The 25,725-nt window shown below is 55.9% G+C and carries 27 protein-coding genes; 14 read left to right on the top strand and 13 right to left on the bottom strand.

Features of this window, described 5'->3' with window-relative positions; genetic code table 11:
• The first annotated feature begins 69 nt into the window (after positions 1-69).
• Positions 70-840 (top strand): class I SAM-dependent methyltransferase, encoded by a 771-nt coding sequence (locus ACN0YD_RS01115; protein ID WP_417316795.1) that lies wholly within the window; start codon positions 70-72, stop codon positions 838-840.
• On the opposite strand, the gene metW is transcribed toward ACN0YD_RS01115, so the two are convergent.
• On the bottom strand, positions 841-1,470 hold the full coding sequence (gene metW, locus ACN0YD_RS01110; protein WP_417316794.1) for a methionine biosynthesis protein MetW: 630 nt from the start codon (positions 1,468-1,470) through the stop codon (positions 841-843).
• Entirely contained in the window at positions 1,470-2,672 is a 1,203-nt protein-coding gene (metX, locus tag ACN0YD_RS01105; protein ID WP_417316793.1) for a homoserine O-acetyltransferase MetX, read from the bottom strand. Before metX ends, metW begins: the two co-directional genes overlap by 1 nt.
• Positions 2,673-2,817: 145 nt before the next feature.
• Between metX and hisC the strand changes: the two genes are divergently transcribed.
• On the top strand, positions 2,818-3,906 hold the full coding sequence (hisC, locus tag ACN0YD_RS01100) for a histidinol-phosphate transaminase (RefSeq protein WP_417316792.1): 1,089 nt from the start codon (positions 2,818-2,820) through the stop codon (positions 3,904-3,906).
• A 1-nt stretch (position 3,907) separates the two neighbouring features.
• Complete coding sequence (locus tag ACN0YD_RS01095) at positions 3,908-4,834, top strand: prephenate/arogenate dehydrogenase family protein (protein ID WP_417316791.1); 927 nt, start codon at positions 3,908-3,910, stop codon at positions 4,832-4,834.
• On the opposite strand, the gene ACN0YD_RS01090 is transcribed toward ACN0YD_RS01095, so the two are convergent.
• The 5 genes from ACN0YD_RS01090 to ftsE all read right to left on the bottom strand — a co-directional run bounded on the left by ACN0YD_RS01090 (position 4,835) and on the right by ftsE (position 9,058).
• A complete protein-coding gene (locus ACN0YD_RS01090; RefSeq protein ID WP_417316790.1) occupies positions 4,835-5,890 on the bottom strand; it encodes a DUF2125 domain-containing protein in 1,056 nt (351 codons plus the stop codon).
• Positions 5,891-6,003: 113 nt separating this feature from the next.
• A complete protein-coding gene (locus tag ACN0YD_RS01085) occupies positions 6,004-6,717 on the bottom strand; it encodes a lysophospholipid acyltransferase family protein (protein WP_417316789.1) in 714 nt (237 codons plus the stop codon).
• Positions 6,718-6,734: 17 nt separating this feature from the next.
• Complete coding sequence (locus tag ACN0YD_RS01080; protein ID WP_417316788.1) at positions 6,735-7,358, bottom strand: YdcF family protein; 624 nt, start codon at positions 7,356-7,358, stop codon at positions 6,735-6,737.
• A gap of 73 nt (positions 7,359-7,431) precedes the next feature.
• Positions 7,432-8,313, bottom strand: a complete 882-nt coding sequence (locus ACN0YD_RS01075) for a cell division protein FtsX (protein ID WP_417316787.1) — start codon at positions 8,311-8,313, stop codon at positions 7,432-7,434.
• A gap of 1 nt (position 8,314) precedes the next feature.
• Entirely contained in the window at positions 8,315-9,058 is a 744-nt protein-coding gene (ftsE, locus tag ACN0YD_RS01070; protein WP_417318825.1) for a cell division ATP-binding protein FtsE, read from the bottom strand.
• Between the two features lie 170 nt (positions 9,059-9,228).
• Here ftsE and ACN0YD_RS01065 point away from each other — a divergent pair, with 170 nt between their 5' ends.
• Both ACN0YD_RS01065 and ACN0YD_RS01060 read left to right on the top strand, forming a co-directional pair.
• Entirely contained in the window at positions 9,229-10,113 is an 885-nt protein-coding gene (locus ACN0YD_RS01065) for a zinc-ribbon domain-containing protein (RefSeq protein ID WP_417316786.1), read from the top strand.
• A gap of 166 nt (positions 10,114-10,279) precedes the next feature.
• A complete protein-coding gene (locus ACN0YD_RS01060) occupies positions 10,280-10,669 on the top strand; it encodes a response regulator (protein ID WP_417316785.1) in 390 nt (129 codons plus the stop codon).
• Here ACN0YD_RS01060 and ACN0YD_RS01055 read toward each other — a convergent pair.
• From ACN0YD_RS01055 to lptM, 3 genes are all read right to left on the bottom strand, one after another.
• Positions 10,666-12,630: a DUF4175 family protein gene (locus ACN0YD_RS01055; RefSeq protein WP_417316784.1), complete on the bottom strand. Its 1,965-nt coding sequence runs from the start codon at positions 12,628-12,630 to the stop codon at positions 10,666-10,668. The two genes, ACN0YD_RS01060 and ACN0YD_RS01055, sit on opposite strands and share 4 nt — an antisense overlap.
• A 65-nt stretch (positions 12,631-12,695) precedes the next feature.
• Entirely contained in the window at positions 12,696-13,967 is a 1,272-nt protein-coding gene (lysA, locus tag ACN0YD_RS01050) for a diaminopimelate decarboxylase (RefSeq protein WP_417316783.1), read from the bottom strand.
• Between the two features lie 31 nt (positions 13,968-13,998).
• On the bottom strand, positions 13,999-14,169 hold the full coding sequence (gene lptM, locus ACN0YD_RS01045; protein WP_417316782.1) for an LPS translocon maturation chaperone LptM: 171 nt from the start codon (positions 14,167-14,169) through the stop codon (positions 13,999-14,001).
• 366 nt (positions 14,170-14,535) lie between these two features.
• Here lptM and ACN0YD_RS01040 point away from each other — a divergent pair, with 366 nt between their 5' ends.
• Both ACN0YD_RS01040 and ACN0YD_RS01035 read left to right on the top strand, forming a co-directional pair.
• On the top strand, positions 14,536-14,925 hold the full coding sequence (locus tag ACN0YD_RS01040; protein ID WP_417316781.1) for a VOC family protein: 390 nt from the start codon (positions 14,536-14,538) through the stop codon (positions 14,923-14,925).
• A gap of 179 nt (positions 14,926-15,104) precedes the next feature.
• Positions 15,105-15,491 (top strand): VOC family protein, encoded by a 387-nt coding sequence (locus ACN0YD_RS01035; RefSeq protein WP_417316780.1) that lies wholly within the window; start codon positions 15,105-15,107, stop codon positions 15,489-15,491.
• Here ACN0YD_RS01035 and argH read toward each other — a convergent pair.
• A complete protein-coding gene (gene argH, locus ACN0YD_RS01030; protein WP_417316779.1) occupies positions 15,488-16,891 on the bottom strand; it encodes an argininosuccinate lyase in 1,404 nt (467 codons plus the stop codon). The two genes, ACN0YD_RS01035 and argH, sit on opposite strands and share 4 nt — an antisense overlap.
• 35 nt (positions 16,892-16,926) lie before the next feature.
• On the opposite strand from argH, the gene ACN0YD_RS01025 reads away from it, so the two are divergent.
• Positions 16,927-17,499, top strand: a complete 573-nt coding sequence (locus ACN0YD_RS01025; protein WP_417316778.1) for a TlpA family protein disulfide reductase — start codon at positions 16,927-16,929, stop codon at positions 17,497-17,499.
• A gap of 102 nt (positions 17,500-17,601) precedes the next feature.
• Positions 17,602-19,707, top strand: a complete 2,106-nt coding sequence (locus ACN0YD_RS01020; protein ID WP_417316777.1) for a TonB-dependent receptor — start codon at positions 17,602-17,604, stop codon at positions 19,705-19,707.
• Positions 19,708-19,791: 84 nt separating this feature from the next.
• On the opposite strand, the gene ACN0YD_RS01015 is transcribed toward ACN0YD_RS01020, so the two are convergent.
• On the bottom strand, positions 19,792-20,373 hold the full coding sequence (locus tag ACN0YD_RS01015; protein WP_417316776.1) for a PEP-CTERM sorting domain-containing protein: 582 nt from the start codon (positions 20,371-20,373) through the stop codon (positions 19,792-19,794).
• Between the two features lie 272 nt (positions 20,374-20,645).
• Entirely contained in the window at positions 20,646-21,092 is a 447-nt protein-coding gene (locus ACN0YD_RS01010) for a universal stress protein (RefSeq protein WP_417316775.1), read from the bottom strand.
• A 328-nt stretch (positions 21,093-21,420) separates the two neighbouring features.
• Between ACN0YD_RS01010 and ACN0YD_RS01005 the strand changes: the two genes are divergently transcribed.
• From ACN0YD_RS01005 to proB, 5 genes are all read left to right on the top strand, one after another.
• Positions 21,421-22,179, top strand: a complete 759-nt coding sequence (locus tag ACN0YD_RS01005) for a cyclic nucleotide-binding domain-containing protein (protein ID WP_417316774.1) — start codon at positions 21,421-21,423, stop codon at positions 22,177-22,179.
• 228 nt (positions 22,180-22,407) lie between these two features.
• Entirely contained in the window at positions 22,408-23,007 is a 600-nt protein-coding gene (gene rplU / locus ACN0YD_RS01000) for a 50S ribosomal protein L21 (RefSeq protein WP_417316773.1), read from the top strand.
• Between the two features lie 3 nt (positions 23,008-23,010).
• The gene (gene rpmA, locus ACN0YD_RS00995) at positions 23,011-23,268 is read left to right on the top strand and encodes a 50S ribosomal protein L27 (protein WP_417316772.1); all 258 of its coding nucleotides are present in this window, start codon (positions 23,011-23,013) and stop codon (positions 23,266-23,268) included.
• Between the two features lie 139 nt (positions 23,269-23,407).
• Complete coding sequence (obgE, locus tag ACN0YD_RS00990) at positions 23,408-24,517, top strand: GTPase ObgE (protein WP_417316771.1); 1,110 nt, start codon at positions 23,408-23,410, stop codon at positions 24,515-24,517.
• A gap of 67 nt (positions 24,518-24,584) precedes the next feature.
• On the top strand, positions 24,585-25,715 hold the full coding sequence (proB, locus tag ACN0YD_RS00985; protein ID WP_417316770.1) for a glutamate 5-kinase: 1,131 nt from the start codon (positions 24,585-24,587) through the stop codon (positions 25,713-25,715).
• Positions 25,716-25,725 lie beyond the last annotated feature (10 nt).

The raw sequence follows: 25,725 nt of genomic DNA, 5'->3' as shown, positions 1-25,725 counted from the left end.
CCGGTGTTGTCCTGTAAAATAAGTCCCGATCAGGAATTTTAACCGGAAATATTTCAAGGAGGCGCGCAATTGTATCAGGATGTGGTCGATTTGCGCGCCTTTTACCAATCCCCGCTGGGCAAGGTCGCCGCGCGCCTTATACGCAACCAGATCCGCAATCTCTGGCCCACCGTCCACGGCATGGAAGTCCTTGGCCTGGGCTACGCCACTCCCTATCTGGACCCTTTCCGTGACGAAGCCCGCCACACCGTCGCCATCATGCCGGCGCAACAGGGGGTGATCCGCTGGCCCCGTTTTCACGGCAACCATGAGGGAACTTACGGCGGCAACCTCTGCGCCCTGGCCCATGAACGTCATCTGCCGCTGCAGGATGCCAGCATGGACCGGATCGTCATGGTCCACGTCCTGGAACATTCCGACCACAAGCGACATCTTCTCAGGGAAGTCTGGCGCACCCTGGCGCCGGGGGGACGGGTCCTGCTGGTGGTACCCAACCGTATGGGATTCTGGTCCCGCAATGACAACACCCCCTTTGGCCACGGCACCCCCTACAGCACCAGCCAGATCCGCCAGATGCTGGCCGAAAACATGCTGACCCCAACCAGCGCCGTCACGGCCCTGGCCCTGCCGCCGTTCAGAAGCCGGACCATGATTTCCCTGCTGGCGGCCATGGAAAAAACCGGGCTCAAATGCTGGCATAACATTGCCGGGGTGCTGATTGTGGAGGCGGAAAAACAGATCTATGCCGCCGACGGCGGCAATCAGGCAAAACAGCGCGTGCGGAAACCGGTCTTCGCCGGCAACCAGATGCGCCAGAACCGCAAGCGGCACGAGGAATGATCAGCTCCGGCTGATCACAAACAGGCCCTGGGTCGCCAGAATATTGGAAAACCAGAGCGTTTCAAACGGCATGCGGTGACCGCTGCTGTTAATGGCCATCTGTTTTTCAATGTGGATATTCTTTTTCCGGCACAGATGAACAAAATCCCGGATCGTGCAGAAATGAATATTAGGTGTCGAATACCAGGGGTAGTCCAGGTTTTTGGTGACCGGCATGGTGCCGTTCACCAACAGGCTTGACCGCACCCGCCAATGGCCGAAATTGGGAAAGGACACAATGGCCCGGCGCCCGACCCTGAGCAACTGGTCCAGCATCCTGTCCGGCCGGTTCATGGCCTGCAGGGTATGGCTCAGAATCACCACATCGAAACTGTTGTCCGGATAGTGGACAATATCACTTTCCGCATCCCCCTGGATCACCGAAAGTCCCTTGGCAATGCTTTTATTGACGCCTTCCGGGCTGATTTCAATACCGCGGCCATCCACATTCTTCTGATGGACCAGATAATCCAGCAGCCCCCCGTCGCCACAGCCCACATCCAGTACGCTTGAGCTTTCGGCGATCATATCGGCAATCAACAACAGGTCGACCCGGATATCCCTGGGGCCGTAGTCAGCAGATCTGTTCATCAGCGCCGCCCGCCTTTCTGTTCGGCGTGGGCGGTCAGGAAGCCGCGCACGATTTCATCCATCTCCGGGCACTCCAGCAGGAAACTGTCGTGTCCCTTGTCCATGTCGATATCGGCAAAGCTGACCCGGGCGCCAACACCGTTAAGGGCGCGGACGATTTCCCGACTCTCTCCGGTGGGATAAAGCCAGTCCGAATTAAACGACAGAATGCAGAAACGGGCCCTGCTGCCCCGGAAGGCCTCTGACAGGATGCCGTTATGTTCCGCAGACAGGTCATAATAGTCCATGGCCCGGGTGATATAGAGATAGCTGTTGGCATCAAAGCGATCGACAAAGGAAATCCCCTGGTGCCTGAGATAACTTTCAATCTGGAAGTCCGCGTCAAAGCCGAAGGTCAGCGCCTCCCGGTCCTGCAGGCTGCGGCCGAAACGGCTGGTCAGTCCGCTTTCCGACATATAGGTGATATGGGCCGCCATACGGGCCACGGCGAGACCGGCATGCGGGCTCTCGCTTTCCTCGTAGTACCGGCCGCCTTTCCAGTTGGGGTCGGCCATAATTGCCTGACGGCCCACTTCATGAAAGGCAATATTCTGGGCTGAATGACGCCAGCAGGCGGCGATGGCCACAACGCTTTTCACCCGGTCGGGGTAAAGGGTCGACCATTGCAGGGCCTGCATGCCGCCCATGGAACCGCCGATCACGGCAAAAATATCGTCGATGCCCAGATGGTCCAGAAGCATGGCCTGGGTTTTCACCATATCGCGAATGGTAATGACCGGAAAATCGAGGCCCCAGGGCTTGCCCGTTGCCGGGTTGACCTCTGCCGGGCCCGTGGTACCACAGCAGGATCCCAGTACATTGGAACAAATGACAAAAAAACGGTCGGTATCGATGGGGCAGCCCGGCCCCACCATATTCTGCCACCAGCCGGATTTGCCGGTGAGGGGATTGACGCCGCGCACATAGTGATCACCGGTCAGGGCATGACAGATCAGCACCACGTTGGACTTGTCCGCATTCAGCTTGCCCCAGGTCTTGTAGGCCACATGAATCGGCCCCAGGGCCGCACCGGAATCAAGACGCAGGGGCGCATCCTTGCCGAGGATAGCCACCTCGGCGACGCCGTCATCCTGAATTTCCTGTATCTCCGTACCCGTCATATCCTGCCTTTTCTCGTCTGTCTGTCTTACTCCAGAGGTCATATAAGTCAATAAATTCTTTGTTTTAGGTCCAGTTTCACCGAATATCATCTTGCAGTTAACCGCCGTAAAAGATAGAACAAACCTGTCGTTGCGGCCGATTCCGCAGTGGCGAGTGCCCCGAAATTCAGACAAAGCAGGTAACAAGATGAGCGGACTGGTCCCGCGGCCGTGGATTGAAAGCCTCGAGGTATACGAGGGCGGTAAATCCAAAACAGACGGCGTGACAAAAGCGGTAAAACTCTCCTCCAATGAATCAGCCCTTGGGCCAAGCCCGAAGGCCATGGAAGCCTATGCGGCCGCCGTCCATACCCTGCACCGCTATCCCGACGCCAGCTATGCGACCCTGAAGCAGACCATTGCGGACAAATATGATATCAGTGCCAGCCAGATTGTCTGCGGCATCGGTTCCGATGAAATCCTGAAACTGGCCTGCCGCGCCTATGTGGCGCCGGGCGACGAAGTGATCTACAGCCGCTACGGCTTTATGATGTATCCCATTGCCACCCGGTCCGTCGGCGGCGTACCGGTGGAGGCTGAGGATCAGGACTATACCGCCGATGTGGATAAAATCCTGGCCAGCGTGACCGACAAAACCCGGCTTGTATTCCTTGCCAATCCCAACAATCCGACCGGCACCTATGTTCCGGTTTCGGAAGTGGAAAGACTGCACCGGAACCTGCCGGACAATGTGCTTCTGGTCCTGGACGCCGCCTATGCGGAATTTGTTGCGGTAAAGGATTACGAGGCCGGTATTGCGCTCGCCTCCAGCGCGCCCAATGTGCTGATGACCCGGACCTTTTCCAAACTCTACGGCCTTGCCGCCCTCAGGCTCGGCTGGGGCTATGCCTCCCGGGAAGTGGCGGCCAATCTGGACCGGCTGCGCGATCCCTTCAATGTGCCCTCACCGACCGAGCTGGCCGGAACCGCGGCGCTGAAAGATATTGCCTTCGAGGAACAGGCCGTTGCCCATAACAGTCACTGGCTTGGCTGGCTCAGCGCGGAAATTTCCGCCCTCGGCCTGCAGGTTGTCCCCAGTGTCACCAATTTCATTCTGATCCGTTTTCCGGACGGCAAAAAAACAGCCGAAGCCGCCAATGATTTTCTGTTGAAAAAAGGCTATATTCTGAGGTGGCTGCCGGGTCAGGGGCTCGGCGACTGCCTCCGGCTTACAGTCGGTCTGGAAGAAGAAAACCGGGCCGTTGTCGCCCTGCTCAAGGATTTTATGGAAGCCTGACATGACCCTGTTCAAACAAGTCACCATCATCGGCTTCGGCCTGATCGGCTCATCTGTCGCCCGCGCACTCCGGGAAAACGGCGTCTGTGAAAATATTGTCGCCTGTGATGCCAGTCCCGATTGCCTTGCAAAAGTGGAAAAACTGAAACTTGCCGACAAATGTGTCAGCGACGCCGCCAAGGCCGTCAACGGTTCGGAACTTGTGATCCTGGCCACGCCGGTGGGCACCTATGGCGATATCGGCAAGGCCATCGCGGCTTCGCTGGAGTTCGGCGCCATTGTCACCGATGTGGGATCGGTCAAGGGCTGCGTGCTCAAGGCGCTCAAGGCGGTACTGCCGGAACATGTTCACCTCATTCCCGGGCACCCCGTAGCGGGGACCGAGCAATCCGGCCCAGAAGCCGGCTTTGCCAGTCTGTTTGCCGGCCGCTGGGCCATCCTGACACCGCCGCAGGACGCCGATCCGACCGCCGTTGAAAAACTGAAAAGAATGTGGGAAGCCTTTGGCAGCAAGGTGGAGATCATGACGCCGGAACATCATGACCTGGTGCTGGCCATCACCTCACATATCCCGCACCTGATTGCCTATAACATTGTCGGCACGGCCCATGACCTGGAAGGGGTGACGGATTCGGAAGTGATCAAGTTTTCCGCCGGCGGTTTCCGCGACTTTACCCGTATCGCCGCGTCCGACCCCACCATGTGGCGGGATGTATTCCTGAACAACAAGGAAGCTGTGCTGGAAATGCTCGGCCGCTTCTCAGAGGACCTCACTGCCCTGCAGCGGGCCATCCGCTGGGGCGACGGCGATACGCTGTTTGATCTCTTCAGCCATACCCGGCAGGTACGCAAACAGATCATCGAGGCAGGGCAGGACGAAGAAGCTCCGGACTTCGGCAGGCCACATGACTCCCCGTCAAAAAACTAGCTACTCGCCGACCAGCGGCGCCAGTTCATAGATCGGGATCGGCCCCAGGAAAACAAGTCCGTTCTGCAGGCTGATGGACAGGGGAAGCATATTGCCTTCCTCCCCTTGGGCAATGCCCATATTTTTCAGTTCTTCCAGCAGCATGTTCGCAGGATCCTGCTGGAAGGCGGGATGGCCGGACAGAACGGCCACAATATGGTCCAACCCCCTGATCTGTGAGGAAAAGGCGCCCAGAGGCTTCAGATCCTGATCCAGGGTAAGATCCCCCTCCATGGTCAAGTCCATCTTGCCCGAGCGAATCTCGAATTCACGTACGGCCAGCGTGCCGCCCTCGTCCCGCCAGGCGGACAGGCCATCATGGTCATAGCTGGGGAACTGGGACGCGTGAAATACGGTATGCAGCCGGATGCTGTCCGCCTTGTTGCCGAAAATGCCTACCGGTATTTCGTGGGCGATCACATCCCTTGCGGCAACAAAGGTTTCAAGAAGGGCAGGCAGCTCCATCGACTGCTGCCCGTCAGCAACCTGCAAGGCCTGGCGCACATGAAGCTGCAGCTCGCGGGCCTCGGACGGCGGCATTTGCTCACGGGTTCCGGCATAGGTCCAGGACAACCGGTCCATGGTCAGGGACATACGTTCAGGCCGGTGGCTGTCCCGCTCAAGTACCAGGGAGGCTTTCAGACCGTCCACTGCCACGGTCATGTCCGGGTTCTCGAGCGGCCCCATGGAAATGTCACCATAGGCGGCAGACAATACCGCATGATTGAGTTTCCAGGGGAAGGCGACCACCGCCAGGTCCGGAAAAACCAGGCCCACATTGCCACGGCCGGTCAGTTCCGGCGCGAGCTCCACCTTCAGTTCCGAAAACCTGAGAACAATCTTGTAGGGAAACCCTTCAACAGAAAAATCACCATAATATGTACTGATGCCTCTGTTTTCCTGTGCGGCAATCCAGATCCGGGCCTTTTCCTCCGCCTTTCCGGCCAGATAAAACCAGAAAGCTGTATAGGCGCCTATCAGAAGCAATACTGTTAATACAAGAGCCTTAAAACGCATTTGTCTCGTCCCATCGTCCCCACACCGTCAGGTCGGGCATATCATATCCGGCCTGCAGCCGAAAGAAATAAAATTTCAAGAACATCGGTCCAGACAGGCGTAAATCGGAATACCTATTCAGCCGGCATCGGCACCGAAAGAAGGCGTCCGCTCACCTGTTCTATGTTCTGTTCCAGCAGCGGAAGAAATTCCTTTTTGCCAAGGCCGGGCTTGATGGGAGCAAGAAAATCAAAAACAATGGTTCCGCCGGGCCGGATCACACCTGACCTGGACCAGCGAAGCCCCGAATTCACCGCCACCGGAACCACCTGACTGTCCAGATGCTTGTACAAACCAAATATCCCCGGCTGGTAGGGACGGTGCTCTCCCGGCCGGGTTCTTGTCCCTTCGGGAAATATCACCACCGGCCGGCCCTCTTTCAGAGCGCGGTCCGACGACCTGATCAGTTTGCGCATTGATCTTGCACCGGCGTCCCGGTCGATGGGGATCATGCCGGACTTGCGACAGAAAAAACCGTAAATCGGAATCTTTAAAAGTTCGGTCTTCATGACAATGGCCGGATCATTCATCAGAGCATGTATGACGAAGGTGTCAAAGGCAGACTGATGCTTCATGGCCACGATACAGGGACCCTTGGGTATGTTTTCCCGGCCACGAATTTCAAGTTTTATACCGCCAACAACCCTGGTCAGGAAAATCACGCTGTGCGACCATAACCCCTGACCGCCGACCAGAAATTTTCTGGGCAGCAGCAGCGCAGGCAGGAACAGGACGCAAAACAGCGTGCTCCATGTATAAAAAACAAACTTGAAAATTCCTGACCGCACCCGTTCACCTGGCTTTATCAGCTTGCACGCTTCTCCTCTCCCTCGGAAAGGGCATCGTGCGTTTCATCCATTGATTTTTCCGTCGCCAATTTATCAGTCAGAACGGCCCTGACAAGACTGAAAACATATTTATTGTATTCACGCGCCAGGGAATAGAATTTCGTATTCTCAGGACGCCAGTTACCGACAGGGTGGCCGACGATTTCCAGCCGGGGCATGAAACGTTTCATTTCCACCATGGCCCGCGGCATATGTTCCAGCGATGTCACCAGCCGCAGGGAGCGGTAATGGTTGCGAGACATCCACAGCGCGGTTTCCCGGGCATTGCCTTCCGTGTTCCGGGCTTCCCGGCCAACTTCGATACAGCATCCGGCAAGCTGTTCCCCGCTCCCCAGATACTTGTAAAGTTCTTCCTCGCGGACAATTTCATTCACACCGGAAATAAACAACTTTTCGCCCAGCTTCTCCTGCAACAGCTTCACCGCCTCATCAAGTCGGTTTCGACCGCCAGTCAGAACCACTATCGCATCCGTTCTCTGCGGGGAAAGCACGGGTTCTGCGGACAGGCCATGCAGAAACCAGCTGAACCCGCCGAGCCAGATCAAAAATAGGGAAATGGAGAAATAATAAAATAACTTCATATCCAAATGCTGAAATACGCTCAGCGATCTCCTATAACAATTTCTTTCCGCCCGATATTTGCTGGAAAGTCTCCTACATGATCCGGGCCAGTTCCTTCGTTACCGTAATACGCGCCGTCACCATGGAAATCAGACCGGACAGAACAGGCAGAACCAGTAACAGAAGCATCTCCAGATAGGGAATATTAGGTGCCTCCACCAATCCCTCGGCCAGATTCTGCACCAGACGCGCCAGACCGAAAATGGTAATCAGCGCCAGCCCCAGGCCAACCAGGCCGCCCTTGAGACCGTGCTTCATGAACCTTTTCTGATAGGCCCGGGCGACCAGATCATCCTCCGCCCCCATCAGATGCATGATTTTTATGGTTTCCTTGTGTTCGGCCAAACCCGCCTTGGTGCCGAAAATCACAATGGCAATCGTCGCCAGAATAACCAGCAGGAATATTCCGAGCGCCACTGATTCCACCATCCGGGTCAGCTTGACAAAATGGCCGAGCCACTTCTGGTGATCATCGATATGGATTTTTTCAGATAGCTGATGCAGGCCGCTTTCCAGAGCCCTGATATCAATCGCCAGCCGCCCGTCAATCTGCACGTCCAGCATGGCGGGCACAGGAAGGTCTCCGGTCACATTTCCTTCTCCCAGCCAGGGCTCAAGAAGCGCATTAATCTCCGCTTCGCTAAGCTGACGCACGCTCATGACCCCGGGGGTCTTCTCCAGAAGACCCCCGGCTTCTTTCGCAACCGCCGTGCGCTCCTTTCGGTCCTCGATGCTGATCTGGACAGTAAGACGGTTGGACAGGCTTTCGGTCCAGTTGCCGAAACCATTGTGAATGAGGATACCACCGGTCAGCGACAATGCGCTCAGATAAACCATCACCGCCATCACCCACGGCAGAAGCCTGGTTGCCTCATGATCCTTTTCATCGGGCAGAAATCTGAAAGATGCCGCCATGTCAGGTGCCCCCGACCGGGGTGAAGGCGGTTTCTCCGGCCCTGACGATCTGCAGATTGCCATCGTGAAGATGCATCCGGTCGGCTCCAATCTTTCGTACCAGCGACATGTCATGGGTGGCAATCACTGTTGTGGTGCCAAGCTTGTTCAATTCCACAAAAAGATACATCAGGCGCTCCGCCATCTCTGGATCCACATTCCCGGTGGGTTCGTCCGCCAGCAACAGGTCGGGGCGGTTAATCACCGCCCTGGCAATGGCCAGCCGTTGTTTTTCTCCACCGGACAGGGTGGACGGGCGGGACGCCATACGGTCCTTCAGACCGACCCAGGCAAGCAGTTCCTCCACATGCTCATCAATTTCCGGCCCCTTGCCGCCGGCAATCCTCAACGGCAGCGCAACATTTTCCACCGCCGTCAAATGATCCAGCAGGCGAAAGTCCTGAAAAACCACACCGATTCTACGGCGTAACCGGGGCAGGCCGGGACGTTCGGTCGCACTGACATCCTGATTGAACATGGAAATCACCCCCCGGGACGGGCGATGTGCTAGATACATCAACTTCAAAAGCGACGTTTTTCCAGCGCCGCTGGGACCAGTCAGGAAATGGAAAGACCCCGGTTGAAGCTCAAAGGAAATATCCTTCAGCACCTCTGAGCCCATACCATATCTCATGCCGACATTATCAAAACGGATCACTTGGGAACCCTTTATATTCTTCAAACCCAGACAGCATATCCGCCCCATACGGCTGAACGCAAGTTTCAATAGAACTGACCGGTCAATTCTTTTCCATGTCCCACGAAATCATGTCAAAATCATGCTCCATCGTCAGGACCCTTGCATAGGAAGAATCGGCAGATTATAAGTATAGTCAACACTATTGATGTAAAAAGACTTATAATACAGGCATCTGCATGATATTGACCTGCCCCGAATGTCTCGCCAAATATGTGGTGGACCCAAAGGCCCTGATGCCTGCAGGGCGTACGGTGCGCTGTGCAAAATGCCGTCATACATGGCATGAAGAAACACCGCCCGCTGAAACACCGATGCTGGAAGAGACCGAAGGGGATAACGACGAACCGGTCAATATCGCCGAGGAGGGCTCCCCCCAGGAACAATCTGCCGCAGCGGCGGAGACGCCGCAGGAAGCCCCACAGGACACTTCTCCCGATATCTCGGCAAAACCGACAGAAGAGACCGCCAATGAAGGCGCTGCTTCAGACTTCGAGCTTTCCATCAAACAACGCAAGAAAAGACCGCGGCCGATTCCCAAGGGATCCAATCTTCCGGCCCTGCAGAACCACAATCACGGCTCCAGCCGCTGGGGCTGGATATCGCTCTGTGTTTTTGTCACGGCCATCGTCAGCTCACTTCTGATCTTCCGCGAAACCGTCAGCGAGTTCTGGCCCCCGTCGGCAAGACTGTATCATGCCATCGGCCTGGACGGCGAAAAGTCCGCCACCCACACACCGGCGCCGCCGAAGAAAAAAGAAGAACCGAAAGTACCCGTTTCGGAACGACTGGCAATCCAGAACCTCGTGCCTGCCAAGGAAATCAGGAACGGCACCCCCTATCTTGTGGTGCGCGGCGAGGTGCGGAACATTACAGAGGAAAAACAGACAGTACCCGTTCTCCAGGTCGCTCTGCAGGATTCCCGCGGGGTGACCATCAGAAACTGGACCTTCATGACATCGCCCGGCGTCCTGTCGCCGGAAGCAGTGGTGGATTTCGAGACTTCGCTGCCCGATCCGCCGCCTGACGCGCGGGACCTGCGGGTCAGTTTTACTGAACAATAGACCGGGATACGGCTTGTCCCGACACCTCCGGCAGCCCGCCGGATTCGTTTTTTTGCCTGAATTATGCTATATTTACCTGTTAAATCTTTGAATGGCGTAAAGCAAATATAAAGATTTTTCCGCTACGAGGGGGATAGGGACTCCATTACGGTTAACGAGCGGCAATATGGCACATATCCTTATCGCAGAAGATGAAGAAGCCGTCAGCTCCTTTGTGAGCAGGGCGCTGCAACTGCGCGGTCACACCACCGAGGTAGCGGCCGACGGCGGTGCAGCTGCCGATGCCCTGAGCAAGGATCACTTTGATCTACTACTGACCGATATTGTCATGCCGGTAATGGACGGTATTTCCCTGGCCCTTAAGGCTTCGGCTACCTATCCGGACATGCCTATTCTGATGATGACGGGTTTCGCCCATGAAAAACAGCGGGCCCACAATCTGGAAGCCCTGATCCATGATGTGATCAGCAAGCCATTCTCCCTTGATGAGATCTGCGATGCCGTGGACAATGTCCTCGGCCATGCCCCGCCTGACCAGTCTGCCCTGCGGGCCTAACCTTCTTCCTCTTCCTCAAGCTCCTGCATCAATGGGGAATGATACAGCTCAGTACCGAGGCGATGCTTGAGATTGTTGAGCAGGACAAGGATCTGCGACTGATACTGGGCGGCAGTTTCCATTTGCCCCGCTTCAAGGCTGGCCAGAACATCGCCGATCAGCCGGTGCACTTCCTCCACATCATTGCGGGAATCTATGCCACTGCCTATCAGGGCCGAAGACAGCTGCTTAAGGGACTCTCCCAGCTTGCTCTGAGTAACACCCCATTCCTGCCACTCCCGACGCACGCGGGCTTCATAATGACCGGATTTGTCTGTGGTCACGATTTCCGCCTTCAGCCCGCCCTTGTAGCTGTTGGCCAGCAGGCGTTTCTGGATGGAGATCAGGTTATCCATGATCTGCTGCCCCTGGGTAGCGGCCACAAAACGGCTGTAGCCGCCAATGGTCAGGAAGGAAACATCCTGGTTCACCAGCGCGGTCCTCAGATAGTCCATCAGCCGTTCAGCCTTGTCATGATGGTTTTTGGCGGCGTAATAGAGGACCCGGCCGTATAATTTATGCAGCACCCGATGATCAAGGGTTTCCTCCCCGCTGTCCCGAACCAGAGCCTGACTTGCTGAAAACCGGGCAAACAACGTGTCAAGATACGCAAGCTCCTGCCTGATCTCTTCTGCGGACTTACCGAGAAGAAGCACGCGGCGGACAGCATCCAGTTTCTGCACCAGTGCCAGTTCAACCTGACCGCCTGCACCACCATCCACCAGATTGGCCAGATCCCAGAGCATGCGCCGGGCTTCTTCGGGATCACCGGGTGCCGAAGGACTGACCAGACGCCAATATGCCGACCTCAATGCCAGATGATAGACCGGCGATGATGTTTCTTCCGCCGGCAGCAGGCTCAGGGCCATAAGCTGGCGAGCAAGGGACTGTCGGTCCTGCGGACGCTCCAGAAGCTCTTCCCGCAGGCTCGCAAGCTTGCGGGCAATGGGATCGGAAAACTCGCGCCGGGGAATAGTCACACCGGTGATTTCACGCCCGGTCGTCTGCCCCGCTTCATCCTCTATAACCAACATCAGGTTCGCCGGACCACCGGCGGCATTGGACATGGACAGATCCAGGTAAAATTCCCCGTCATAGGATGTGAGCTTGTCCACCGGCAGAATTTCTTCATGAACATCACTTTCCGGCTTGTCCGGCTGTATGACGCGCACCCTGGCATCGGCAAGCCGGTAATCATCTGCCACATCTAGATGTACGGGGATCAGGCCGAGGGGTGTTAATTCTTCAGTTACCCGGAACTCGCGGATTTCGGGGGCCTGGTCCTCAAGCAGGATGATCGGCCAGGCGCCAAGTTTTTCACTGCCCCGCCTGACCTGCCAGCCAGTCGCCTGTTCGATGACCAGTTCACCCTCATAGATACCTGGCTCTGTCTCCTGCAGGACGACTTCCTTCCGTCCGGCTCTCAGGGCCGCCGGCCAGGGACTGTTTTCCAGTCGCACTTTGAGGAGACTGCCCTCGGGGATGGGGTTGAGGTCCGCAGCTGCATAGCTATGTCCGTCGGCAACAAACTGTTTTTCCAGTATCCCTGAGCCCGTATAGCCCGGCGGGACAACGCGGACATGGACGCGGGCCACCGGATAGTCAAACAGAGCGACGGGTTTTATCGCGACGGTCCAGCGACGATCCAGGTCCTCGCCGGCAAAAAGGGCAAACAGCCCCACCAAAAACACACAAAGGCCGAAGTTCCTGGCCGCTGGCAGAAGGGGTGGTTTTACGGCTTTGCGCAGGGAGAGAAAAAATACGGCAAGGGCAAACCCGGCCGTCATACCGTAGGCGGCAACATGGCCAAGACGGGGCATATAGCCCCAGATATCAAGAAGGGAAAGGCCGAGATAGAGGAGAAGCACTGCACCGCTTTGCAGCAACGCACCGGCTAATGATTTCAAAGCCAGCGGTTTCATGCGGGTCTTGCCCGCCGTCGAATTGCCCGTATTCTCCGTAATCTCAAATCTCCGGACTGTTTTCCCTATTGTGCCAGCCAGTCGGGAAGCTGATCAAGCCCTATCAGCTGTTCATAGGATGTCCGTGGCCGAACAACAGCAAATTTATCATCTTTTACAAGAACTTCCGGCACCAGAAGCCTGGTGTTATATGTGAAGGACATCACAGCCCCATAAGCGCCTGCAGACCGAATCGCCAGCAAATCGCCACTTTCAAGGGGGACAAGCCGGCGGCCGCGGGCGAAAGTATCACCTGATTCGCAGACCGGGCCGACCACATCAAAGGCCTCCTGTTCCCGGTCATTCTGACAGACCGGAACGATCTCGTGATAGGCATCATACATGCTCGGCCTTACCAAATCGTTCATTGCTGCATCAATGATCAGGAATTTCCGCTCTTCACCTTCCTTCACATAAATAACCTGGCTGACCAGAATTCCCGCATTGCCGACCAGAAGGCGGCCTGGCTCAATAATAATCCGGCAGCCCAGGTCCCTGACAACGTCCTTTACCATCGCGGCATAGGCCTCGGGCGAGGGCGGTTCGGGGTCGGTCGGATCATAAGGGATGCCAAGACCACCGCCCAGATCAAGCCGTGAAATTTCATGGCCGTCTTCCCGCAGTTGCCCAATCAGCTGGCCGACGCGCTCAAAGGCTTCCCGGAACGGTTCCAGCTGTGTCAGCTGGGAGCCGATATGCACATCAAGGCCAACAACCCGGATTCCCGGCAGCCCTGCGGCCTCCGCATAGATTTCACGGGCCTGCAACCAGGGCACGCCGAACTTGTTTTCCGACTTGCCTGTGGAAATCTTGGCATGGGTTTTTGCATCCACATCCGGGTTAATGCGAAAAGCGATGGCCGCCTCCCGGCCCAGTTCGCTGGCCACCTGGCTCAACTGATGCAACTCCGGCACGGATTCCACATTGAACTGGTAGATGCCGGCCTCCAGGGCGAAAGCCATTTCCCGGGCGGTCTTGGCCACACCGGAATAGACAATTTTCTCGGCCGGCACGCCAGCTGCGAGGGCCCGGCGGAGTTCACCCTCCGAAACCACATCAGCACCGCTGCCGAGGGCCGCGAGCGTTGCAATCACGGACTGATTTGTATTGGCCTTGACCGCATAGCAGAGCAAAAGGTCAAGCCCGTTCTTTTCAAAGGCCTCTGTGAAAACCTTATAGTGACGTTCCAGGGTGGCGCTGGAATAACAATAAAACGGTGTGCCGACGGCATCAGCGATCTCCCGGACGGGCACTTCCTCCGCATACATCTCGCCATTCCGGTAGCCGAAATGATCCATTTTTCAGTCCTTGTGTTCTTGGCTTTGCTTTCTAGTCACCACTGGTCTGCACACCTGACTGTTCCGTTCCCTCGTAACCCGGCGGCGGCTCCAGTGGACTTTTCCTGCCGCAGGCCTGCAGGAAACAGAGACTGCAGACAAGTACGGCCACCGCCAGAAGGCGGCCAACAGGAACAGAAATGGTTTCAGGATTCAGATTCATGATGTTCTCCTGATGGCATGTCTAGCATCAGGGGAAAAAATATTCCATGAGAATCATAATGGAGAATGCAAAGCTGCAGATGAGTGTATCAGATGCCGGGAACGAGCGGCACGCCACAAGAAGCCAGCAAAAGCGATGACAGAAGTAAGATGTATATTTTCATGATTATGTTTCCTCGTTTCTTTACCCGGACACCCGGCTGCACATTGTGCTCCCCAGGTCTTTACGGCCCCTTAACAAGTCTGTCAAATTTGAGACAAATACCCCTTCACAATTAATTGATCACACAAACTAATTTCGTTGTTGTCCGGCAAGCCGCCCAGAGCGTAGGCTTTGCAGAGGAAAATCAGATGAGGAGAATGGATTATGATCGGCTATGTGACACTGGGAACCAACAATTTGCAGGACGCGGCAGCTTTCTACGACAAACTTCTTGCCCCTATCGGGGCGGGAAGAATTATGGACAACGAAACTTTTATCGCCTGGGCAACGGACATGGACTCCCCCGGGATATCTGTGACCAAACCCAATGACGGCAACGCGGCAACCGTCGGCAACGGCGTCATGGTGGCGCTGGAAGTCTCGTCCCCGGGAAAAGTGGATGAAATCTACAACAAGGCGATGGAACTCGGCGGCAGCGACGAAGGCGCTCCCGGAGAACGCATGCCCGGCTTTTATGCCGGCTATTTCCGGGATCTGGACGGCAATAAACTCAACGCCTACTTTATTGATCCCACCAAAATGGAAATGGGCTAGGCCTTCAGCCTTTCCCCTGCAGCCCTCCCTGCTCCCGCTGTCTTGCGGGGGCATATCCGCTGTTGAACCAAAACGTACTTCCACAATTTATTGACCCCGTATGCGCACCTGCCTATTGCCGGACGCCCCGAAGCCGCGTAGGTTTTCTCCAGTCATTGGAATAAAAGAGGAGAAGAGAAATGATTGGCTATGTAACCATTGGAACGAATGATCTTGAGAAGGCGGCAGGATTTTACGACCAACTCATGGGCCTTATGAAGGCCGGACGCGGCTTCCAGACTGATCGGGGCATCTCCTGGTCAACCGGTCCCGGCAGTCCGATGGTTTTCGTCATGAAACCTTTCGACGGCGAACCGGCTACCGTCGGTAACGGCTCGATGATCGCTCTCACCGCCGCCTCACCAGAACAGGTGAACGGCCTCTATGCCAAAGCTATCGAACTCGGCGGCAGCGATGAAGGGGCCCCGGGCGAACGCATGCCCGGTTTCTACGGCGCCTATTTCCGCGATCTCGACGGCAACAAGCTTTGCGTCTTCCATATGGATATGAGCAAGATGACCGGCTAGGCCGTAAGCCTCTCCCGTGCAGCCTTTACCTGCTCCCGTACCCGTACGGGGGCAGTGCCGCCATAGCTTGTGCGGCTGGCCACGGAATTTTCCACGCTGAGCACGGAAAAAACATCATCGGTAATGCGGGCCTCCACGGCCTGCATTTCGTCAAGGCTGAGCCCGTCCAGGTCACAGCCTTTTTCTTCCGCCTTCGCCACCAGGGTGCCGGTCACATGATGGGCGTCCCGGAAAGGCATGTTCAGTACCCGCACCAGCCAGTCGGCAAGATCCGTCGCGGTGATAAAACCGTTCTGTGTAGAGGCGAGCATTTTGTCGGCCTTCACTTCCATGTCGTCAACCATGCCGGTCATGGCGGCAATCACCAGGCTGAAGGCATTGGCGGCATCAAAAGTGGCTTCCTTGTCTTCCTGCATGTCCTTTGAATAGGCCAGCGGCAATCCCTTCATGACAATCAGCAGGCTGTTGAGTGCCCCGATGATCCGGCCTGCCTTGGCCCGGCACAGTTCCGCCGCATCGGGATTTTTCTTCTGCGGCATAATGGACGAGCCGGTGGTGAATTTGTGGCTCAGGTTAATATAGTCAAACTGGGCCGATGACCAGATCACAATCTCTTCTGCCAGACGGGAGACATGGGTGGCACAGATGCTGGCTGACGCCATGAACTCCAGCGCGAAATCCCGGTCGGAAACACTGTCGAGGCTGTTGGCCGTCGGCCGGTCAAAGCCGAGTTCCTTTGCCGTCATGAAACGATCGGTGTCGAAGGACGTGCCGGCCAGCGCCGCTGCGCCGAGCGGCGATTCATTGAGCCGGGCGCGGGCGTCCTGCAGACGTCCCCGGTCCCGGGAAAACATTTCGAAATAAGCCAGCAGATGATGGCCGAAGGTGACCGGCTGGGCACTCTGCAGATGAGTGAAGCCCGGCAGGATGACCTCTGCATATTTATCGGCCTTGTCCACCAGCGCCGTTTGCAGAGCTTTCAGCGCCTCGTCCATCTGGTCAATGGCATCGCGAATCCACAATTTGAAATCGGTCGCCACCTGGTCATTCCTTGACCGCGCCGTATGCAAACGCCCTGCAGGCTCGCCAATGATTTCCTTGAGCCGGGATTCCACATGCATGTGGATATCTTCCAGTTTGGGATCATAGGTGAAGTTTCCGGCCTCGATCTCGGCTTTCACCTGATCGAGCCCTTTCAGGATCGCTTCGCTGTCTTCCCTTGAAATGATGCCCTGGGCTGCCAACATCCTGCAGTGCGCCTTTGACCCCTGGATGTCCTGGGCGTATAACAGTTTGTCGAAGTCGATGGAGGCGTTAATCTTCTCCATGATTTCGGCGGGGCCGGCGGCAAAACGGCCGCCCCACAGGGCATTGGCGGATTTATTATCTTTATCGGTCATGGCTCAATCCTGAAGACAAAGGTACAGGCAGACTAATGAATAGAACACTTTCAGCTCTTGTTGCATTCATCGCACTGGCACTTGTGGCACTGTTTCTCCTAAAGGACGGGGATACGCCAAAAGAAAGCCCGCTGCAAGCCCTGGCAACGGGAAAAATGGCAAAATTTACGGCAAAAGCCGAACCGGAGCCTCTGTCCAACCTGCCCTTTACCGCCCCGGATGGGCAACAAGCCACCCTGGAAAATTTTGAAGGCAAGGTGATCCTGCTGAATGTCTGGGCCACCTGGTGCGCCCCCTGCCGCCATGAAATGCCGGACCTTGAGGCCCTGAACCGGGAAATGAAAAGTGATGATTTCGAAGTGATCATCCTGTCCATGGACCGGGGCGGCAAGGACGCCTCACAGAAATTCCTGGACGAGATCGGCGTTACCACTCTCGCCCCCTATCTTGATCCGGCAGGAAAATTCAGCCGGGCCATCGGCGTACTTGGCCTGCCCGTCACCCTGCTGATAGACCGGAAAGGACGCGAACTCGGGCGTCTGGTGGGACCGGCGGAATGGAATTCTGCGGAGGCCAAAGCCCTGATCCGTCAGGTTCTGAACCCCTGATCCCTGGACCGGATAAAAAAGCCGGAACAGCCCTTGACACACTTGAAACAATATAACATAAATGTGCAGTAACGATATATTATAACATTTTATCAGGTATTCATGATGTCTATGCTATCTTCCAGTCGACTTTTTTGTCTTTTATTTGCCGCCTCCGCAACCCCCGCATTTGCCGATCCCGCCTCTTCCGATCCGGGCCAGGGCCAGGGACATGACCATGGTCACGAAATGGAGGAAATCTTCTCCACCGCCACACCCCATGCCAAAAGCCAGATGGATGTCCTGCAGGGATCAAGCCTGCTGACGGAAGAACAACTGGACAAGATGATGGCCGCCACCATTGGTGAGACCCTTTCCGGTGTGCCGGGCGTTCATTCTACCTTTTTCGGACCTGGCGCCAGCCGTCCGGTCATCCGCGGCCTTGGCGGCGACCGCATCCGTATGCTCACCAATGGTATCGGCACCATTGATGCGGCCAACACAAGCCCCGATCATGCCGTTGCCGGCGATCCGCTGACCGCCCGCCGGGTGGAGGTCCTGAAAGGCGCCAGCACCCTGATCTACGGCAATAACGCCATCGGCGGCGTGGTCAATATCATTGATGATCGTATCCCGACAGTGATCCCCGAGGAAGGATTTGAAGGCCGGGCCCGTCTCGGTTACGGCACAGTGGCCGATGATTTCTCGGCCGGAGCTGCCGTAACAGCCGCTGTTGATGATCGTTTTGCGGTTCATGTGAACGGCTATTACCGCAATACCGGCGACTATGATATTCCCGGGTCCGCGGAAAGCGACGCCCTGCACGAGGCGGAAGGCCATGATGAACACGCGGAAGAGGAAGCCGCTGAAGGCACGGTGGAAAATTCCAGTCTTGAGAACAAGGGGGGCGCCTTTGGTTTTGGTTGGGTGAATGACAACTCCATGCTGGGTGCCTCGCTCAGCTATTCCAAAAGCAACTACGGTGTTCCCGGCGGCCATGCCCATGAGCACGGCGAGGAGGAAGAAGACCACGAGGAAGAAGGGCATGAGGAAGAGGCTCCTGTCCGTGTCGATCTGGAACAGGTCCGTTTCGACCTGAAAGGGGAAAGCGAAATGGATTTCGCCATCTTCCAGCAGGCTCGACTGCGCTTTGGTTATGGCGATTATGAACATAAAGAACTGGAAGGCAGCGAGACCGGTACCGTCTTCAAGAACAAGGGATGGGAAGGCCGTCTTGAGCTGATCCAGAAGGATAGAGGCAACTGGCACGGCTCCATGGGTCTGCACCTGAGAAGCCGGGACTTTGAAGCCATCGGCGATGAAGCATTCGTGCCGCCGACAGATACCTTCCAGTGGGGCATTTTTGCCGTCGAGGAAGTGGAACTTGAGCAGGTCATCCTGGATATTGGCGCCCGCTTCGATTACCAGACCACCGACAATAATGCGCTGGATATTTCCCGCAGTTTTAACACAGTAAGCCTGTCCGCCGGCGCCGCCTATCATCCCACCGAGGAAAGCCTGATCGGCATTAACATCAGCCGGGCGGAACGGGCGCCCACAGCCGAGGAACTTTTCTCCAACGGGCCACATCTGGCCACCGGGGCCTTTGAACTGGGTAACGGTACCCTTTCCACAGAAAAGGGCCTGACTGCGGAACTCTCCTTCAAATATCAGAATGAAAGGTTCAATGCGGTCTTCAACCTCTATCACAGCTGGTACCAGGACTTTATCTATGAAGTGGAAACCGGCGAAATGGAGGATGGCCTGGAAGTGTTCCAGTTCCGCCAGGATGACGCCACCTTCTGGGGTTTTGAAGCGGAAGCCGCCTACAAGATCTGGGAACAGGCGGATCAATCACTCAGCATAGATGTGATGGCCGACTATGTCCGGGCAAAACTTGACGACGATCTGGGCGATCTGCCACGCATCCCGCCGTTCCGTATCGGCTTTGGCGCGGACTATGCCAGCGAATATATCGACGGCCGGGCCGAAGTCCGCTTTGTCAGCGAGCAGGACAGGATCAGCGAACATGAACTGCCGACCGAGGGATATACGGAGATTAACCTGGAGGCCTCCTGGAAGCCCATGGGCAATGCCGAGGACCTGGCCGTGCGCCTGCAGGTGCAGAACCTGACCAATGCGGAGCGCCGCCTGCACACCAGTTTCCTCAAGGACCTGCTGCCGCTGCCGGGCCGCAATTTCCGCCTCAGCGTCAATTTCGGTTTCTAGTTTCCCCGCCAGACTTAAAATAAAAAGGGCCGCCTTTGAAAGGCGGCCCGAAATTTTGGCATTTTCAGAATAAACGTAGAAGTCTTATCCGCGACGGCGGGCGAGACCGAAACCAACCAGACCAAGACCAAGCAGGCCGAGCATGGCCGGTTCGGAAACAGCTGTTGTTACTGTAACCTCAGGCTCGCTCAAATCAGCAGTAGTGCCTTCATCGCCATCTTCACAGGTTTCGTCTACACAATAGCCGTCCAGGGATGCGGAATAAAACGCGGTTTCATCCGCAACCAGAATCATCATTTCACCGGTTTCATCCAGAAGAGCCTCGGTGACAATCACAAAGAGATCCACAAGACCTGTCAGGGTGTCGTTGAAAGTCCCGGCAATAACATAGGCCGCTGCAGAAGCCTCATTGATGGAGACATCGCCGACTTCAAAGCTGAAACCCAGGACATCGTCATTGTCAAAGGAGGCGCCGGGAGCTACTGCGGCATCCACCAGCTCAATCTCGCCGCTATAGGGATCGCCGTCAGTTGCGCCTACATTACTGCAGTTGGAGACACAGCTTCCGGAGATGCTGATAATAGCCGCCTGGGAGGCGGTTGCACCAAGCGCCATAAGAGCAGCAAGAGCCGCCGCTTTGATCATTGTGTTAAACAATTTCGCCATAACTAACCTCATTTCATTTGCAGGTTACTGCATTTTTTCCACTTGCCCTGTAACCTAGCAAATAGTGTGCCAGTTTCAGAAGAAGAATTTTTTCACTTTAAATACAATAAATTAGATCCCAGAGCAGGAATCGTAAAACTCTTATATGCAACGAAGTTGTAAAAAAATCCGACAGCATAGGGATAGTTTTATCAAAACTGTCCCATTTTGGGAAACACAAAAGGCCGCCTGTTTAATCAGACGGCCTTTCAACATCTCTTATGACAGCAAAATCAGGGAACAACCGTTACCGGCACCTTGGCTTTCTGCAGAACGCCGTAGGCTACACTGCCCAAACCGATCTTGGCGAGAAGTCCCTTGCCTTTGTGGCCCAGGAAAATCTGTTCCACATTCTCTTCCTCGGCAAGCGAGGTGATCACATCGGCGGCATGGCCCACCTGGACGAAACTCTTGATTTCCACTCCCTCGCGGGCCAGGCGCTTCTTGGCCGGGGCGATGATTTCCTCCTCGGCGGTTTCAAGCTGCTCCATCTGCTGGGAATGCCGCACAGCCAGCTCTTCCACACTCATGACCTCGAACTCGGACCAATCCACCACATAGATCAGGTACAGTACACCGCCACCGCGGCTGGCCAGCTTGTCCGCGGCCAGACTTGCCGCACGCTCGCTGAGCTCGCCGCCATCATACCCCACCATGAATTTTACCTTGTCGCCTGTCATTTGTTTGTTCTCGCCTCTTTGTCAATTCATTTCCTGACACCCAGAAGGTGCATGCTAACTACCTTGTCGCATTGAAGCATTGATTCGCGTCAATTGCAATAATCCTGTGAAATCCACAGCAGGGGCGCAGGCGCGTCGCCCGCTGCCGGAAACTGCTGCTTTTCCAGTATCACTGGCCCTTCCGGAGTCGCGGACAAACCGCTGTTTTATCCAGAACTAAATATACAGTATTTTACGGGTATTTGTTGCCATACCACGCCATTCAATATATGGATAAAGATATATCAGGGTCATATAATTTATTCAGGGACACACCATGGACAACTCCATGAAAAAAACACCCCCCGGGGAGTTCAGGTCAACCTTGCGGGTCATCCAGTCTGACCAGTGCAATCACCATTCCGCCTGTGAAAGCTGCAGCATACGCCATGTTGCCATGTGCAATGTCCTCAATGAGGAAGAGGTCAATCTTCTCAACGAGATTTCCAGCGACTTCAACCGGGATTCCAAGCAGGTTCTCTGCGCCGAAGGAGATCCGGCAGACTATCTGTTCAATGTCCGGGAAGGTACAGTCAGGCTTTCCAAGATGCTGGCGGACGGACGTCGACAAATTACCGGCTTCCTGTTTCCGGGTGATTTCTTTGGCCTGGCCTGCAAAGATGTCTACAGCTATACCGCCGAGGCGATCACGCCCGTGGAAACCTGCCGCTTCCAGCGCCGGAAAATTACCGAAAAATTCCGTGAGCTGCCCCAGCTTGGGGAACGGGTTTTTGAAATGACCACCACCGAGCTACAGTCCGCCCATGACCAGATGCTGTTGTTGGGCCGGAAGTCAGCCCGGGAAAAACTATGCAGCTTCCTTATATATATGGCGGACAAGACCAGGACCATAGGCGGATATCCGCCGAACCATGCCTATCTGCCCATGAGCCGGGCCGATGTGGCCGACTATCTCGGGCTGACCGTGGAAACCGTCAGCCGCCAGTTCACAAAGCTTGCCCAGGAAGACCTGATCCGGCTTGATAGCGCCCACAATGTAATACTCCTCGATCCTGAGAGCCTGCAGGAAATGTCGGAGGGGGAATAACCTCCTGCGGCATCCTCGGGAAGCCCCTGGAAGCTGAATCTCAAAAGAGGTCGATTTTAGCGGTGTAAAAGCCGGTAAAACCCTTGACATCCGCTTTACCGGCGCTATATTGCGCCATCTCTCAACACGGGATTGATCCCGTAGTTTGACGAATCGTCATACCCCGGTCCGTAAACACGAACCCTTGTTCGTTACCGGCTATGACCAGGATAAAAACAGGAATTCAAAATGTTTGCAGTCGTCAAAACTGGTGGCAAACAGTATAAAGTTGCCAAAGATGATGTGCTGAAGGTTGAAAAACTGGATGGCGAAGCCGGCGCGAAAGTTACCCTTGACGAGGTACTGATGGTCGGTGATGACAAAGGTGTACAGGTTGGCTCCCCGACCGTCAGCGGAACCGTGGTTACCGCTGAAATTCTGGAACAGACCCGCGGCAGCAAGGTTATCGTTTTCAAAAAGAAACGTCGCCAGAACTATCGCCGTAAAAAAGGTCACCGTCAGGAACTGACTGTTCTGAAGGTTCTGGAAATCGGCAAAGGCACAGCGAAGAAAGCCGCACCGGCCAAGAAGGCCGAGGCCAAACCCGCTGCTAAAACCGAGGAAGCCAAGCCGGCCGCCAAGAAACCCGCGGCGACAAAAGCTGCCGCTGAAAAACCTGCTGCAAAGAAAGCAGCTCCGGCGAAGAAAGCTGCACCGGCCAAGAAACCGGCTGCTAAGAAAGCCGCTGAAACCAAAGCTCCGGCCAAAAAGGCAGCTCCGAAAAAGACAGCTGCTGCTAAAAAACCGGCCGCAAAGAAAACCTCAACCAAGAAAACCGAGGAGAAGTAAGTCATGGCACATAAGAAAGCAGGCGGTAGTTCCCGTAACGGTCGCGACTCAGCTGGTCGCCGTCTTGGTGTAAAAAAATTCGGCGGTGAAGCCGTTATTGCCGGCAACATCCTGGTTCGCCAGCGCGGCACCAAAGTATACCCGGGTGACAATGTGGGCATGGGCAAGGACCATACCCTGTTTGCGCTGACCGACGGCAAGGTTAAATTCGCCAAAGGCAAACTGAAACGCAGCTACGTACATGTAGACGTGGAAAAGTAAGCCGGAATTTACCGCACAAGTTTCCGGAAAGGGGAATGCCAAGGGTCTGATCCGGCGTTCCCCTTTTTTATTGGCCATTTTGTAATTTACGCCCGTCCGTTTATGATCCGGACGGACCTTATTTAACCAGAGTAACAAAATGCAGTTTCTCGATCAGTGTAAAATTTATACCCGTTCCGGCGCAGGCGGACAGGGATGCGTCAGCTTCCGACGGGAAAAATTCGTCGAATTCGGCGGACCCGACGGCGGCAACGGCGGGCGCGGCGGCCATATTCTGGTCGAAGCCGTGGAAGGCCTGAACACGCTGATCGACTATCGCTATAAACAGCATTTCAAGGCCCAGCGGGGCGGACACGGCATGGGTCAGAACCGCACCGGCGCACAAGGCAATGACCTGGTGCTCCAGGTTCCTGTCGGCACCCAGATCTTTGATGAAAATCACGAGGTAATGCTGGCCGACCTGACCGAACCCGGACAGGTCATCATGCTGCTGGAAGGCGGCAGGGGCGGCGTCGGCAATGCGGCGTTCAAGTCTTCCGTCAATCAGGCCCCGCGCAAATCCACTCCCGGCGGGCCGGCCGAGGAAATGTGGATCTGGCTGCAGCTGAAACTGATGGCCGATGTGGGGCTTGTGGGCCTGCCCAATGCGGGTAAATCCACCTTCCTCGCCGCCACGAGCCGGGCCAAACCGAAAATCGGCGACTACCCCTTCACCACCCTCAAACCCCAGCTTGGTGTGGTCAATGTGGACGAGCGCGAATTTGTCATTGCCGATATCCCGGGTCTGATCGAAGGTGCCCATGAAGGCCATGGCCTGGGCGATCGCTTCCTTGGTCATGTGGAGCGTTGCGCCACCCTGCTGCATCTGGTTGATGGCGCCGGAGAAGACGTGGTCGAAGCTTACCGGACCGTCCGCAACGAACTGGAAGCCTACGGCGAGGGTCTGGACAACAAGAAGGAAATCATTGGCCTGAACAAGGTCGACGCCCTTGATGATGAGCTGATCGAAATGTTGACGGACGAATTGCGGCAGGTTACAGATTCGCCGATCATGCCCCTGTCCGGCGTGTCCGGAAAAGGGGTCGAGGCAATTCTCAGGGCCCTGCTCAAGAATGTAGACGAAGCCCGTGAACTGGATATGTCCGATGCTTCCGCTCCCTATCTGTCGGCCGCCACCCCGACAGAAGACAATCATGCGGAAGAACCGGAACAAGAGGAGGAAGATACGGACGGATGGTCCCCGATCTAGATCATTACCCGTTATAAAACCGCTCAGATGTCTGACATGCCACACTGTCGATTGAAAGCCACCCTGAATGAAACAGACTATTGAGAATTTTCGCCGTATTGTGATCAAAATCGGCTCCGCCCTATTGGTGGATGCGGACAAGGGTCAGCTGCGCGAAGACTGGCTTGCCAGCATTGCCAGCGATGTGGCAACGCTCAGGGCCGCCGGCAAGGATGTGATCCTGGTCTCATCCGGCTCCATTGCGCTTGGCCGCAAACGGCTGGGCCTCAAACCCGGCAAGCGACTGGAAGAAAACCAGGCCGCCGCCGCCGCGGGCCAGATCGAGCTGGCTGCCGCCTATCGGGAAAGCCTGGGTAACCATGACCTTCCCGTGGCCCAGGTTCTGCTGACCTATGGCGATACGGAGGAACGACGCCGCTATCTCAATGCCCGCAACACCATCCTGCAATTGCTGAAACTGGGTGTGGTGCCGGTAATCAACGAGAATGATACGGTGGCTACCGACGAAATGCGTTACGGCGATAATGACCGGCTTGCCGCCCGGGTCGCCACCATGTGTGAGGCGGACTGCCTGTTCCTGCTGTCCGACATCGATGGGCTTTACACGGCCGACCCCAACAAAAACGACGGAGCAGAGTTTATCCCGGTTGTAGAGACCATCACCCCCCAGATCGAACGCATGGCCGGAGACCCTGTCTCCACCGGTTTCGGCAGCGGCGGCATGATCACCAAGATCGCCGCCGGCAAGATTGCCGCCCAGGGCGGCTGTCACATGGTGATCATCAACGGCACGGAAAAAAATCCCGTCTCCCGCTATCTTGAAAGCGGCCACGGCACCTGGTTCAAGGCGGCGGACAATCCGCTTGCTGCCAAAAAGCAATGGATCATGGGCAGCCTGGAAACCTGCGGAACGCTGACCATTGACGATGGCGCGGTTGGCGCCCTGAAAAACGGCAAGAGCTTGCTGCCCGCCGGAGTGGTCCGGGTTGCCGGCACCTTTGACCGGGGCGATACCGTCACCGTGGTGGACATGAACGGTGGCGAGATCGGGCGCGGACTTATTTCCTATTCGTCTGCCGAGGCAGGCCTCCTGAAAGGCCGCCGCAGCCATGAGATCGAACAGGTCCTCGGCTATGTGGGCCGGGAGGAACTAATCCACCGTAGCGACCTTGTTATTTCGGGAAATGGCTATAAATAACGCTGCACAC

This window comes from Emcibacter sp. (genome assembly GCF_048269205.1).
Taxonomy (GTDB): domain Bacteria; phylum Pseudomonadota; class Alphaproteobacteria; order Sphingomonadales; family Emcibacteraceae; genus Emcibacter.
The sequence above is the reverse complement of the archived record's forward strand: the minus strand, read 5'-3'. Positions and strand labels throughout refer to the sequence as shown.